We start from the raw sequence: 14,395 nt of genomic DNA, 5'->3' as shown, positions 1-14,395 counted from the left end.
TTTAATACTTTACATTGCCTTTATAAAAAATAAGTGAAATTTTTATTAAACAGAATAAAGGAATACCATTAAATATTCCTTTATGTTCTGAATTCTTCTAATTTATTTTTTTTCTTACTAGCTTTAAGTTTATTAATAGCTTTCACCTCAATTTGACGAATTCTTTCACGAGTTACATCAAATATTTTACCAACTTCTTCTAAAGTTTTAGGTGCACCATCATCAAGCCCATATCTTAATCTTAATACTGCCTCTTCTCTTTCATTCAATTCTTTTTTAAGAACTTCATCAAGATGTTCTTTTAAAACTGTTCTAAGCGTAGCTTCATGTGGATTTAAGAATTTATCATCTTCAACGAAATCACCTAATTCACTATCCTCTTCATTTCCTACAGGAGTTTCAAGAGATATAGGATCTTGGTTCATTTCTAATATGTTTTTTACTTTTTCTACTGGCATTTCTACTTTTTTAGCTAAATAATCTGCAGTAGGTTCTTTCCCAGTTTCTTGAAGATGTATTCTTGACGCTTTCTTTATCTTATTAATAGTTTCTATCATATGTACAGGTATTCTTATAGTTCTACCTTGATCTGCTATAGCACGTGTTATAGCTTGTCTTATCCACCAAGTAGCATAAGTAGAAAATTTAAATCCCTTATTTGATTCAAATTTTTCAACCGCCTTCATAAGACCTATATTACCTTCTTGTATTAAATCTAATAACTTAAGTCCTCTATTTGTATGCTTCTTAGCAATACTTACTACTAATCTTAGATTTGATTCCATTAATTCTTGTTTTGCTTTTTCATCACCTTCACTAATTCTCTTAGCTAATTCTAACTCTCTTTCATTAGTTAGAAGAGGGATTTGACCAATTTCTCTTAAGTACATTTTAATTGGTTCATCAATTTCAGAAGACTCTCCGACATGAGTTAAATCTTCATTTATTAATTCTTCAACTTCACTATCATCAATATCTATCTTTTCAACTATATCTTCTTCCAATTTATCTACTTTTTTCTTAAGTTCTTTCTTTTTATCGGCCACTTTATTAACAATTTCAATATTCATTTCTTCTAATTTAAAAAACATAGCGTCAATTTTATCTTTAGAAAAATTTCCACTCATAATCTCATTAACTTCTTCACGGCTAATAATTTTATCTTCTTTAGCTTTTTTTATCAAGCTAGCTATATTTTCTTTTAAATTTTCTTTGCTTGTAGCCATATTAGTCTCCCCTTAATTCATTAATCTCGTTATATACTTCTTTTAACTTCATAATAGAATTCGAATTATTTAATTTATTCTTCAATTGAGTATTTCTAAACTTTTTATTTATAACATCAATTTCAGCAAAATTTTCTGTTTGTTTTATCATTTCATCAATGTAGAAGGTTAACCAGTCTTTAAATAATTTTATCGCTTTTTCTTCTGTTAATTTTTTTAACTCTGGTTCCTTATCAGTAACCACATCAAGTAATATTTCATCTTCCTCTTCTGTTAGATAAATATTTTTAAGTTTTTCTATAGAATAATCAATTGAATTTAACTTCTTATCTAATTCTTTATATATAGGATCTAAAATTTCTAATTCTGCTATTAAATCTCTATATTCTTGTGTGACCTCATTTGAATATATCAATGCTTCAATTTTTCTTTTTTCTAGATCTTTCCTAATATCCTGTGTATATTTTTTTTCTATTTCAACATTACTAACTTCTACTTTTTTTTGAGAAGTAGTTTTAGTTACATAGTATTCTTTTTCTAAATAGTCTAAATCTACATTTATATACTTAGAAAATCTAACTAAATCATCCTTATATACTATATGATTTGATATATTTTCAAAGTAACTTTTCATTCTCTTAATAGCATCTCTTTTAGCACTAGATTCATTTAAATTTAAATTTTTTAAATCTACATCAAATAAATAATCTAAAGGAGATATAGAATGTTTTAAAAGTTCTGTAAATTCATTACTATTATATTTATTAAAATATTCATCAGGATCTTTTATACCTTCTGGAAGTCTTAAACATTTTATATTAAATTCTAAATTATTTAATATATTAATTACTTTCTTAGTTGCATTTTTACCTGCTTCATCATTATCATATAATATTATTATACTATCAACATATCTTTTTAAAAGTTTAGCTTGATTTTCTGTAAATGCTGTACCTAGTGATGCAACTGCTGTTTCAAACCCATTTATATGTGTTTTTAATACATCTAAATACCCTTCTGTCAATATAGCATATTTATTATTTTTTAATGCTGTTCCCATATCAAATATACCATAAAGTTCATTACTCTTTTTAAAAATCTCAGTTTCAACAGAGTTTATATATTTAGGGCTTTCACTATCACTACCTATATATCTTCCACCAAAAGCAATTATTTGATTTCTAACATTATATATAGGGAACATTATTCTATCTCTAAAAGAATCAAAATAATTAGTATTTTCATTATTCATAGTTATTAGTCCAGACTTATATATATCTTCTACTGTATACTTTTCAGATAATTCACTTAAAAGTAAATTCCATCCGTCTTTAGCATACCCTATATTATATTTTTTTAAGTTTTCTAAACTATAACCTCTACTTTGCATGTATTCTAATGCCCTTTGATTCTCTAAAAGATTTCTTCTAAAAACATCGTTTGCATCTTTTAATATTTTATGATAAATAGTCTCTTTATTTACAAATTTATTAGTCGTATTCGACAACCTTATTCCATAAATACCAGCTAGTTCCTGCATTGCTTCCCTATATGATATATTCTTCATTCTAGCATAGAAAGAAATAACGTTCCCTCCTATACCCGTTGAAAAATCCTTAAAAATTTTATCACTAGGTTTCACAGAAAAAGATGGTGTTTTTTCACTTTTAAACGGAGAAAATCCAGTATACGAATTACCATGTTTACTAAGACTAACAAACTGTTCAACAACTTCAACTATATCAACAGTATCAATTATTTTTAATTCATCTTCTGAATATTTTCTTACAGTCATATATCCTCCATTAATATAAGTATAATATGGAAATTAAATTTGTCAAGACCTAACTACTCAGATTCAACTATTTTTACTTTTCCATCTAATATATTTTCAAATACTTTATCTATTATTTTAAACTTTTCTACACCGTCAATAAATTCTTTTCTAGCTACTTTTCCTGCAAGTATTGCAAGCTCATATTTATTAGGAACTACCTCTAATAATTCATCTACTGAAATTTTTTCTTTTTTCATATATTTCCCCTTATTTTTCAATTATATCAATTAATTCTTGAACAGACTTATCTATATCATAATTTATTATAACATGATCATATCTTTCTTCAAATTTTAATTCACCAATTGCATTTTTAAGTCTTTTTTGAATAACTTCTTCACTGTCAGTATTTCTTCCTCTTAATCTTTGTTCTAAGACTTCAAGACTTGGAGCCTTAAAGAACACAAGAGTTGAATCTGGTCTTTTACCTTTTGCAATTACTCCACCTTGAACATCTATTTCTAATATTACATTTTGACCACTTTCTAGTCTTTTTTCTATTTCAGAATTTAAAGTACCATAATAGTTTCCATGTACATTAGCATATTCAAATAATTCATCATTATTTATCTTATTTTCAAATTCTTCTTTTGAAATAAAATAATAATCTTTACCATCTACTTCACCATTTCTCATAGCTCTCGTAGTAACAGAAATTGCAAGAGGAATATTTAATATATCTCTAACTATTTGTGTAACTGTTGATTTACCAGATCCAGATGGACCTGAGACAATAAATAATTTACCCTTCATTTTTACTCCTTAATAATTCCTAAAGGAGGAAATTTCCTCCTTTAAGATTATTCTTCTATTATTATATCTGTTATAACTTCAGGTTCCCCTAAATCAACTTCAAGTTCTTTATATTTTTTAAATCCTGTTCCTCCAGGTATCTTCTTACCTATGATAACATTTTCTTTTAATCCTTCTAGTTTATCAACTTTACCTTCAACAGCAGCATTTGCTAATACTTTTGTTGTTTCTTGGAATGATGAAGCTGATATGAAACTTTCAGTATTTACAGCTGCTTTAGTTATACCTTGTATTACTGGTTCATAAATAGCTGGTTTCTTACCTTTATTTACTAGCTTATTATTTTCACTTTCAATAGTTTTCTTATCAACTAATTCATCCTCTAAGAATAATGAATCTCCAGATTCTTTAATTCTAACTTTTTGGAACATTTGTTTAACTATTATTTCTATATGTTTATCATTAACTGTAACACCTTGGCTTCTATAAACCCCTTGAACTGATTCAAGTATGAATTGTTGTGCTTCAACTGCTCCTTTTATTCTTAAAACATCATGTGGTGATATTGGACCTTCAGTTATTTTATCTCCTGCTTTAACTAATGTTTCATTACCTACAACTAAGTGTTCTCCAGCAGGTATTGTATATTCTTCTAATAATTTATTATCATTTTCATCTACTATACTTACAACTCTCATACCTTTTTTCATTTTATCTGAATAAAGTATTCTTCCTGTAGTATTTGAAAGTATAGCTTTACCTTTAAGATTTCTTGCTTCAAATAATTCTTGAACACGAGTCAATCCTCCAGTAATATCCTTATTCTTACCTCCAGATTTAGGTAATTTAGATATTATATCCCCTGGATTTATTTGATCTCCTTCTTTAAACATTAAATATGATCCATAAGAGATTTCATATTCTTTAATTTTCTTACCTTTTTTATCAAATACTAATACTCTAGGTTTAACTTGAGTACTTTCTATAGGTTTAATTGCAAGTCTTTCTGTAACTCCATACTTAACGTCAACATTTTCTTTAACATAGATATCTCTAAATTCTATACGTCCAGAAACAGTTGATATTACAGGTGTTTGATATGGATCTATATCAACTATGATATCTCCTTTTTTAACTTTTTGACCATTTTTAACTCTTAACATTGATCCAGAAGGTACTTCAATACGATATTTACCTAATATTGCTTTACCAGCTGGTGAAACTACTACTTCTTTTCCATCAGGATAAGTATATGTTTCTATATTTTCAAGTTTAACAGTTCCTGATGTTTCAGCTCTTTCATTAGATTTAACATCTTCTCCAGTTGCTACCCCTCCTGTATGGAAAGTACGCATTGTAAGCTGAGTACCAGGTTCTCCTATAGATTGTGCTGCAATAACTCCTACTGCTTCTCCAAGTAGTACTTCTTTATGGTTAGATAAATCTATACCATAACATTTTTTACATACTCCTTTTTCTAATTTACAAGTTAATGGACTACGCATTTTAACCATAGATATATTTGCATCTTTGATCTTAGCAAGAACTTCTTTATTTATTAACGTGTTTGCTGTTGCTATCAAGTTACCATCATTATCATATAAATCTTCAGCTAAATTTCTTCCATAAATTCTATCTTCTAATTTTTCTATAACTTTACCTTCATATATAAGGTCTGTAACTTCTATTCCATCATGAACATTTCCACAATCTTCTTTATTGATTATTAATTCATGAGATATATCAACTAGTCTTCTAGTTAAGTATCCTGAATCGGCAGTTCTTAAGGCAGTATCTGCTAATCCTTTTCTTGCTCCGTGTGATGACATAAAGAATTCTAATACGTTTAGACCTTCTCTAAAGTTTGCTTTAATAGGTATTTCTATAATTTCCCCTTTAGTATTTGCCATCATTCCACGCATTCCACCTAATTGACGCATTTGTGCAACAGATCCACGGGCTCCAGAATTGGCCATCATATATACTGGGTTGAATTGATCTAGATTGTTCATCATCGCATTAGTTACATCATCTGTAGCTTTATGCCAAACTTGAACTATTCTTCTATATCTTTCATCATTAATGATTTCTCCAGCTTTATATGAATTTTCTATAGCTTCTACATCTTTTTCAGCTTGTTCTAATATAGCTTTTTTAGTTGGTGGAATTTGTAAATCTTCTATTCCAACACTTATTCCAGCAAGTGTTGCATAGTGATATCCAAATTCTTTAATTTTATCTATTAATACACAAGTTTTTTCAAATCCATAATTATCGTATAAAGTAGCAATTAATTTTCCTAATTCTCCTTTACCATAAGTTATAGAATAATTTCTTATTTCTTCAGGAAGCATTAAATTAAACATTATTCTTCCTGGAGTTGTTCTAATTATTTCACCATTATCAAGTCTCACACTAATTAAAGCATGTGTTCCAACAGTCTTATTTTGATAAGCTGTAATTAATTGATCTATAGTTGAGAATGATTTACCTTCTCCGATTTCTCCTTCTCTTTCTTTAGTCATATAGTAACAACCCATAACCATATCTTGAGATGGAACTGCTATAGGTTTTCCACTTGATGGCGCAATTATATTATTTGTAGCTAACATTAATAGTTTTGCTTCTGCTTGAGCTTCAGGTGATAACACTAAGTGTACAGCCATTTGGTCTCCATCGAAATCGGCATTGAATGCTGAACATACTAATGGATGTAATCTAATAGCTTTTCCTTCTATTAATGTAGGTTCAAATGCTTGTATAGATAATCTATGTAAAGTTGGGGCACGGTTAAGTAATACCGGGTGATTTTTAATAATTTCTTCTATTAATTCCCAAACTTCTTCATTTTCTTCTTCTACCATTTTCTTTGCAACCTTAATATTAGTTGCTAAGCTTCTTTTAACTAATTCTCTCATTAAGAAAGGTTTATATAATTCAAGAGCCATTTTCTTTGGTAATCCACATTGATTAATTTTTAAATTAGGACCAACTACTATAACAGATCTTCCTGAATAATCCACACGTTTCCCAAGTAAGTTTTGTCTAAATCTTCCTTGTTTACCTTTTAACATGTTAGATAATGATTTTAATTCTCTATTTGTTTGTGTAAGAACTGGTTTCCCACGTCTTCCATTATCAATAAGAGCATCTACTGCTTCTTGAAGCATTCTTTTTTCATTTCTAATCATTATTTCTGGTGCATTTGATTCAATTAATTTTTGTAGACGAATATTTCTATTTATTACTCTTCTATATAAATCATTTAAATCTGAAGTAGCAAATCTTCCACCATCTAATTGAACTAAAGGTCTTAAATCTGCTGGCATTACTGGAAGTACAGTTAAAATTAACCATTCAGGTTTATTTCCAGAAATTAAGAAATCTCTAACTATTTTCAATCTTTTAACAGATTTTTTTCTCTTTTGGTTAGATGTTTCTCCATCTATTTCATCTTCTAATTCTTTTTCTAATTGTTTTAGATCTAATTCTTGAAGTAATTCTAATATTCCTTCTGCACCCATTTTAGCACGGAATGTTCCTATATTACCCATTTCAAGAACATTTCTATATTGTTGTTCTCTTATTATACTATATTTTTTATAATCAGTATTTCCACCATCTATAACTATATATCTTGAGAAATATAGTACAGATTCTAAATCTTTAGTACTTATACCTAAAAGTAAACTCATTTTATTAGGAGTTCCTTTTGAATACCAAATATGTGCAATAGGTGTTGCAAGTTTAATATGACCCATTCTTTCTCTTCTAACTTTAGAAGTTGTAATCATAACCTTACATTTTTCACATACAGTACCTTTATCTTTCATTTTCTTATGTTTACCACAAGAACATTCATAATCCTTTGTTGGACCAAATATTTTTTCACAGAATAATCCATCTGGTTCTGGTTTTAATGTTCTATAATTTATTGTTTCTGATTTAGTTACTTCACCAAAAGACCATTCAAGTATCTTTTCTGGAGAAGCAAGTTTAATTTGAATACTATCAAAATCTCTTATACTCATGGAATATAAGCCTCCCTTATTTTAGTTTTTCTTATCCTTCAAAGTTATTATCTAACTCTATTCTTGCTCCTTCTTTATCGTATAGATTTACATCTAATCCTAAAGATTGGAACTCCTTCACTAAAACTTTAAATGATTCAGGTGCATCTGCCTCTGGCATAGATTTACCTTTAATTATTGATTCATATGTTTTTGTTCTTCCATTAATATCATCTGATTTAACAGTTAGCATTTCTTGAAGTATATTTGATGCTCCATATGCTTCTAATGCCCAAACTTCCATTTCCCCTAATCTTTGACCACCAAATTGAGCTTTACCTCCTAATGGTTGTTGAGTTACAAGTGAATATGGTCCTATTGCTCTAGCATGCATCTTATCTTCAACTAAATGGTGTAGTTTTAACATATACATTCTTCCAACTGTTACTGGATTATCAAAATATTCTCCAGTTCTTCCATCTATTAATTTAACTTTACCTGTTCTTGGATATCCAGCTTCTTCTAAGTAGTTTTTAACATCTTCTTCAGTAGCTCCATCAAATACAGGTGTTGCTATATATTTATCCATATCTCCTATAGCAAGTCCTAAGTGAACCTCTAATACTTGTCCTATATTCATACGAGATGGCACCCCTAATGGATTTAAACAAATATCAATTGGAGTTCCGTCTTCTAAATGTGGCATATCTTCAACTGGTAACACACGAGATATAACCCCTTTATTACCATGTCTTCCTGACATCTTATCTCCAACCATTATTTTTCTTTTTTCAGCTATATATATACGAACTGTTTTATTTACTCCAGCTTTTAAATCATCTTTATTTTCTTTAGATAATACTAAAACATCTACAACTGTTCCTTTAACCCCATGTGGTAATCTTAATGATGTATCTCTAACATCTTTTGCTTTTTCACCAAATATAGCTCTTAATAATCTTTCTTCTGCAGGTGGTTCAGTTTCTCCCTTAGGTGTTACTTTACCAACTAATATATCATCTGGTTCTACATAAGCTCCCACACGAATAATACCATTTTCATCTAAATTACGTAATGCATCTTCTGAAACATTAGGTATTTCTCTAGTTATTTCTTCTTCTCCAAGTTTTGTAGTTCTAGCTTCTACATCAAATTCTTCTATATGTAATGATGTGAATACATCATCTTTTCTTAATCTTTCAGAAATTAAAATTCCATCCTCGAAATTATATCCTTCCCAAGGCATGAATGCTAGTAATATATTTTTACCTAAAGCTAAGTCTCCACCAGCAGTTGAAGGTCCGTCTGCAAGTATATCACCTTTTTTAACTTCATCTCCAAGATCTATTATTGGTTTTTGATGTAAACACATAGATTGATTTGATTTTTCAAAGTTTAACAATCTATATACATGTTCTTTTTTACTTTTATCTGTTACAATAATTCTATTTGCATCAACATAAGTAACTTTACCATCTACACCTGAAACAACAACAGCTCCTGAATCTACTGCAACTTTTCTTTCAAGTCCTGTTCCTACATAAGGTGCTTCTGTTTTAAGTAATGGTACTGCTTGTCTTTGCATGTTTGATCCCATAAGTGCACGGTTGGCATCATCGTGTTCTAAGAATGGTATAAGTCCTGCAGATACTGAAACTATTTGTTTAGGAGAAACGTCCATTAAATTAACTTGATTTTTAGCAACGTGAACTATTTGATCTCCATATCTACATATTATTTCATCATCTAAGAATCTACCTTTTTCATCTATTCTTGAATCTGCTTGGGCAATGAATAATCCTTCTTCTTCATCTGCTCCTAAATAGCTAATATCATTGAAATCAGCTACTCCATCTTTAACTTTTACAAATGGTGTTTCAATAAATCCATATTTATTAACTTTACCATAAGTTGAAAGTGATGCTATAAGTCCTATATTTGGTCCTTCTGGACTTTCTATTGGACAAACTCTACCATAGTGTGAATCGTGTACGTCACGTACCTCAAATCCTGCTCTATCTCTTGATAAACCTCCAGGTCCTAACGCTGATATTCTTCTTTTATGTGTTAATTCTGCAAGTGGATTAGATTGATCCATGAATTGTGATAATTGTCCACTTCCAAAGAATTCTAATATTAACGCATTAAGAGGTTTAGTGTTTAATAAACTTTGCGGTGTTAATGTATTGATGTCTTGAGTTTGCATTTTTTCTCTAACCATCTTAGACATTTTAGATACTCCACCTTTAATTTGTATAGATAATAACTCTCCTACTCCTCTAACACGTCTATTTGATAAATTATCTATATCATCTGTAGTTCCACCACCGTTATATAGAACTTTTAAATAATTAATTGTTTCTATTACATCTCTTTTTGCAAGAACTATTTCATCATCATTTATTTCACCTGATAATTTTAATCTCTTATTGATCTTATATCTTCCAACAGGTGCAAAATCATATCTTTGAGGATTAAAGAACATAGGTATTATTAAATTATATGCACTTTCTACTGTAACTATATCCCCAGGTTTTAATTTTTTAAATACTTCAACTACTGCTTCATCTGAAGTCTTAGTTTGATCTTCTTTAATAGCTTTAGCTATCATTCTATCTTCAGGTTTTACTTCCCAAATTTCTATTTCAGAAATATTATTTTCTATTAAAGTATCTATAGTTATTTCATCTATATAGTATTCAGATTCTACTAGAATTTCTCCAGTTTTTTCATCTATTATATCTTCTTTTATAAATGAACCTTCAATTTCTGTTCTTAAAACACTTCTAGTTTCTTCTATATCCTTATACTTTTTAAGTATTTCAGCTATATTAACTGTTTTAACTTCAAAGAATTCATCCATAATTTGTGAATTACTTTCAAAGAATTTTAATGCTTTTAAGAATACAGAAACTAATACTTTTTTCTTTCTGTCAATTTTCACATTTAATACATCATTCTTATCTGTTTCAAACTCAAGCCAAGTCCCTTTATATGGTATAATTTTACCTATATAAATATCTTTACCAGTTTGCATGTTTAGTTCTTTATTAAAAGTTATACCAGGTGATCTATGTAATTGTGAAACCACAACCCTTTCTGCTCCATTGATTATAAATGTAGCTTTATCAGTCATTAAAGGTATATCTCCAAAATGAACTAAAGTTTCTTTAATTTCACCAGTTTTATTATTTGTTAATCTTAGTTTAACTTTTAATTGTCCAGAATAAGTTTTACCTCTTTTTTTACATTCTAACTCATCATTTAATGGTTCATCATTATCATGAATTTCATATCCTAAGTATTCTAATTTCAATGTACCATTAGCTGATTCAATTGGAAATACTTCTCTAAATATTCCTTCTAGTCCTTTATCATCTCTATTAACAGAATCTTTTTTAACTTGTAAAAAATCTTCATAAGAATCTAATTGGAACTCTAAAAAATTAGGCATTTCTCCCCTATCTTTTATTTTACCAAAACTATATCTATTAATTAGTTTTTTATTCATTTAATAAAATCCTCCTATGAAATATACCTTGATATATGAAATTACGAACATTTAATGAGTATATTAAATGTGAAAACTACCAAAGTAACGATTTGATTTTGAATTGTGCTTATTAATGTGGAAAAAGACATCTCGCAAAATAGCGGATGTCTATTTCATTATTTTCGAATTATTATTTTAATTCAACTGAAGCTCCTGCTGCTTCTAATTTACCTTTAATATCTTCTGCTTCTTCTTTTGAAGCTCCTTCTTTAACTTTTCCACCGTTATCAACTAATTCTTTAGCTTCTTTTAATCCAAGTCCAGTGATTGCTCTTACTTCTTTAATAACTGCTATTTTGTTAGCTCCTGCTCCTGTTAATACTACATCGAAAGCAGATTTTTCTTCAGCAGCTTCAGCAGCTACTGCTCCACCTGCTACTGCAACTGGTTGTGCTGATACTCCAAAAGTTTCTTCTATAGCTTCTACTACTTCTTTTAATTCTAATACTGTCATTGCTTTTAAATCTTCAATAAATTGTTCTTTATTAAATGCCATTTTAATTCCTCCTGTATTGTTTTATTTATTATTAAGCTTCTTTTTGTTCTGCAACGTTAGTTAATCCAACTGCTAACATTCTTACTGGTGATAATAATCCGTAAGCTATCATACCTAGTAATTCTGATCTTGATGGTAACTTAGCTAGAGCTTCTACTGTAGCTTTGTCAACAACTTGACCATCAATGATTCCACCTTTAATTTTTAATTTTTCACCTTTAAAGTCTTTAGCAAAATCATAGATTAATTTTGATGGCGCTACACCATCTTCCATTCCTAAAGCAAATGAAGTTGTTCCTTCAGTTAATTCTTTAGTTTCAACATCTATACCAACATTTTTTAATGCTATTTGGAATAATCTGTTTTTAGCAACGAAATACTCAACATTTGCATTTCTTGCTTCACTTCTTAATTTAGTATCTTCATTAACTGTAATACCTTTGTAATCAACAAAAACTATTGCTTTTGCACTACGTAATTTCTCAGTTAACATTTCAACTGCTTCTAAATTAGCTTTTGATGCCATTTTCTAGTCACCTCCTTGAAATTAAAAAAACCACGTTAAGTGGACGAGGTCAAAAAGTATATTCTATCTATATACCTTGAACTCACCTCGGTAGGATTTATTTGATACCTACTGTCTTTAGTTTGTTCAAATGATTATTCATTTATAACAAATATGGTGCACAAGGTGGGACTCGAACCCACACGCCGAAGCACTAGATCCTAAGTCTAGCGTGTATGCCAATTTCACCACTCGTGCATAAGAACATTATTATATTATCATAACTTTAAATTAATGTCAAGAGTTTTTTTTCTAATTTGTATATTACCTAAATTAAAATAGTAAGTGTCACAAAATTAGTTGAAAAAAAATTGGATATACAGTACAATCTTAAATGCCAAAAAATATAAAGAAAGGAACCGTATATCCATGATTAATAATAACACAAATTTAAATAAAAATAAAGTCAAGAAATATACTCTGGAGTGTAAAGCCAAAAACTTTCTTCTAGAATATATTGTATTTTAAATTAAATAACCATTTTAATTCTTTATCATAGTTTAATGATGTATCTAAGCTTATATTTTCAAAACTACTCTTTAATCCTATCTTTACTATTGGATTAATATTAATGTAATCTGTATTAAATCCTAACTCTGTATACATAGCCTTGTAGTTTAACTTACCCTTAGTATTTAAACTACTATTTCTTCTTTCTATAACACTTTTAATATCAAGTCCTATACTTGTATCATTATCTATCTGTTTACTTAATGATATATCAGTATTTAATATATGTTTTATATACGGCAAGCATCTTTGTAAATATATACTTTCTATCTTTATTCCTTCTTCTATATACTCTATACCTAATCCTATATCTGTTATATTATCTACATTTAATAATACATCTTCTAAATAACTTTCCTTATGTGTATATGAATACTTTCCTATTAAATTTATCTTATTCTTCTTTTCCCTATACACTTCATACTTTATCTTTGTATCTAACTTATTTGTACTCCCACTTATATCATATATATCATTATTTCCTATTATTGATTTCTTATAATAACTATTATTATATGTTATATAGTATTCTCTATCTCTTATTGGAAATGATATATCTATATTTAAATTATTATTTATTCTTGCTTTTTCTAAACTTGATATATCCTTTTCTTCTATACTTTCTCCTATACTTAATTCTTCCTTTTCTTCTCTTATTGGATTTTTAGGGCTTACAAATGTATAGGATATATTTACATTTTCATTTAATATTATTCCTGAACTTCCTAATTCTATATTATATCTATATAGTCCATCTTCTATACTATTTCCATAATTATCTACTCCTACACTTAATGTTAAAGAATTTGATTTCTTTTTATTATTTACTAGTATATTTATTTGTCCTTCTTTTTCTGATGGTTCTATATCTACTTTTACATCATTACTTTTACTAAATTTAAAGTTATCTACTAATCTATCTATTTTTGATATATTTAGTTCTTCTCCTTTTTGTATTGTGGAGTTATAGTATAGTTCATTACTATCACTTACTCCATTATACTTTATATCATCTACTATATTGTTTCCATTACTTATTATTGGTAAAAGTAATAACAGATATTTTTTCATTTAAGTCCTTTCTACCTTATTGTAAAGATAAATGTTTTTTTATTTTATAAATAATTTAATTATATTAAGTTCTAAATATACATTTATTCAAATTTAATATATGTAGAAATATACTTACCATTGCATAAATAATTTCTTATTTCTTTGTCTCCATTTATATAGTATACTGTAGAATCATAAGATAAAACTCCTTCTTTTCTAACCCTTACTTCTATTTCTCCTGTTTCATAAAATTTTACCCAATCTCCATTTTCTACAGGATTAGCTAATGTATAGTCTTTTGTTATTTCAAACTCATAATATCTTTTAATTCCATCTTCATAATAGCTTAAATTCATTATATTTTCTTTAATGTTTTCTATTTTTCTCATTCC

The 14,395-nt window shown here is 28.2% G+C and carries 10 protein-coding genes, 1 tRNA gene and 1 other annotated feature; all 11 genes read right to left on the bottom strand.

The annotated features are described in order from the left end of the window. Positions 1 to 80 precede the first annotated feature (80 nt). Positions 81 to 1,226 (bottom strand): RNA polymerase sigma factor RpoD, encoded by a 1,146-nt coding sequence (gene rpoD, locus AYC59_RS00435; RefSeq protein WP_066894078.1) that lies wholly within the window; start codon positions 1,224 to 1,226, stop codon positions 81 to 83. Position 1,227: 1 nt separating this feature from the next. Next, a complete protein-coding gene (dnaG, locus tag AYC59_RS00430) occupies positions 1,228 to 3,021 on the bottom strand; it encodes a DNA primase (RefSeq protein WP_066894076.1) in 1,794 nt (597 codons plus the stop codon). A 53-nt stretch (positions 3,022 to 3,074) separates the two neighbouring features. Further along, positions 3,075 to 3,260, bottom strand: a complete 186-nt coding sequence (locus AYC59_RS00425; RefSeq protein WP_066894073.1) for a DNA-directed RNA polymerase subunit omega — start codon at positions 3,258 to 3,260, stop codon at positions 3,075 to 3,077. Positions 3,261 to 3,270: 10 nt separating this feature from the next. Further along, positions 3,271 to 3,816 (bottom strand): guanylate kinase, encoded by a 546-nt coding sequence (gene gmk, locus AYC59_RS00420; protein WP_066894069.1) that lies wholly within the window; start codon positions 3,814 to 3,816, stop codon positions 3,271 to 3,273. Positions 3,817 to 3,863: 47 nt separating this feature from the next. Next, positions 3,864 to 7,847 carry a DNA-directed RNA polymerase subunit beta' gene (gene rpoC, locus AYC59_RS00415; RefSeq protein ID WP_066894066.1) on the bottom strand — a complete coding sequence of 1,328 codons (3,984 nt, stop codon included), beginning with the start codon at positions 7,845 to 7,847 and terminating at the stop codon, positions 3,864 to 3,866. Positions 7,848 to 7,878: 31 nt separating this feature from the next. Then, the gene (gene rpoB, locus AYC59_RS00410; protein ID WP_066894064.1) at positions 7,879 to 11,337 is read right to left on the bottom strand and encodes a DNA-directed RNA polymerase subunit beta; all 3,459 of its coding nucleotides are present in this window, start codon (positions 11,335 to 11,337) and stop codon (positions 7,879 to 7,881) included. 172 nt (positions 11,338 to 11,509) lie between these two features. Then, on the bottom strand, positions 11,510 to 11,875 hold the full coding sequence (rplL, locus tag AYC59_RS00405; protein WP_066894061.1) for a 50S ribosomal protein L7/L12: 366 nt from the start codon (positions 11,873 to 11,875) through the stop codon (positions 11,510 to 11,512). A gap of 31 nt (positions 11,876 to 11,906) precedes the next feature. After that, on the bottom strand, positions 11,907 to 12,401 hold the full coding sequence (gene rplJ / locus AYC59_RS00400; protein ID WP_066894058.1) for a 50S ribosomal protein L10: 495 nt from the start codon (positions 12,399 to 12,401) through the stop codon (positions 11,907 to 11,909). 14 nt (positions 12,402 to 12,415) lie between these two features. Beyond that, positions 12,416 to 12,540: a sequence feature (ribosomal protein L10 leader region), on the bottom strand. Between the two features lie 15 nt (positions 12,541 to 12,555). Continuing rightward, positions 12,556 to 12,638 (bottom strand) — tRNA-Leu (locus AYC59_RS00395). Between the two features lie 249 nt (positions 12,639 to 12,887). After that, the gene (locus AYC59_RS00390) at positions 12,888 to 14,021 is read right to left on the bottom strand and encodes a ShlB/FhaC/HecB family hemolysin secretion/activation protein (RefSeq protein WP_066894056.1); all 1,134 of its coding nucleotides are present in this window, start codon (positions 14,019 to 14,021) and stop codon (positions 12,888 to 12,890) included. A gap of 83 nt (positions 14,022 to 14,104) precedes the next feature. Then, positions 14,105 to 14,395 (bottom strand): hypothetical protein (locus AYC59_RS07850; protein WP_169792200.1); only part of this gene is annotated, 291 nt, incomplete at its 5' end.

The sequence above is a fragment of the Pseudostreptobacillus hongkongensis genome (genome assembly GCF_001559795.1).
Taxonomy (GTDB): Bacteria; Fusobacteriota; Fusobacteriia; order Fusobacteriales; family Leptotrichiaceae; genus Pseudostreptobacillus; species Pseudostreptobacillus hongkongensis.
This window is presented reverse-complemented; position numbering and strand designations above follow the sequence as displayed.

Coding starts and splice junctions, on each gene's coding strand:
- gmk (WP_066894069.1), bottom strand. CDS start 3,816: ATGAAGGGTAAATTATTTATTGTCTCAGGTCCATCTGGATCTGGTAAA.
- rpoC (WP_066894066.1), bottom strand. CDS start 7,847: ATGAGTATAAGAGATTTTGATAGTATTCAAATTAAACTTGCTTCTCCA.
- rpoB (WP_066894064.1), bottom strand. CDS start 11,337: ATGAATAAAAAACTAATTAATAGATATAGTTTTGGTAAAATAAAAGAT.
- rplJ (WP_066894058.1), bottom strand. CDS start 12,401: ATGGCATCAAAAGCTAATTTAGAAGCAGTTGAAATGTTAACTGAGAAA.
- AYC59_RS00390 (WP_066894056.1), bottom strand. CDS start 14,021: ATGAAAAAATATCTGTTATTACTTTTACCAATAATAAGTAATGGAAAC.
- rplL (WP_066894061.1), bottom strand. CDS start 11,875: ATGGCATTTAATAAAGAACAATTTATTGAAGATTTAAAAGCAATGACA.
- AYC59_RS00425 (WP_066894073.1), bottom strand. CDS start 3,260: ATGAAAAAAGAAAAAATTTCAGTAGATGAATTATTAGAGGTAGTTCCT.
- dnaG (WP_066894076.1), bottom strand. CDS start 3,021: ATGACTGTAAGAAAATATTCAGAAGATGAATTAAAAATAATTGATACT.
- rpoD (WP_066894078.1), bottom strand. CDS start 1,226: ATGGCTACAAGCAAAGAAAATTTAAAAGAAAATATAGCTAGCTTGATA.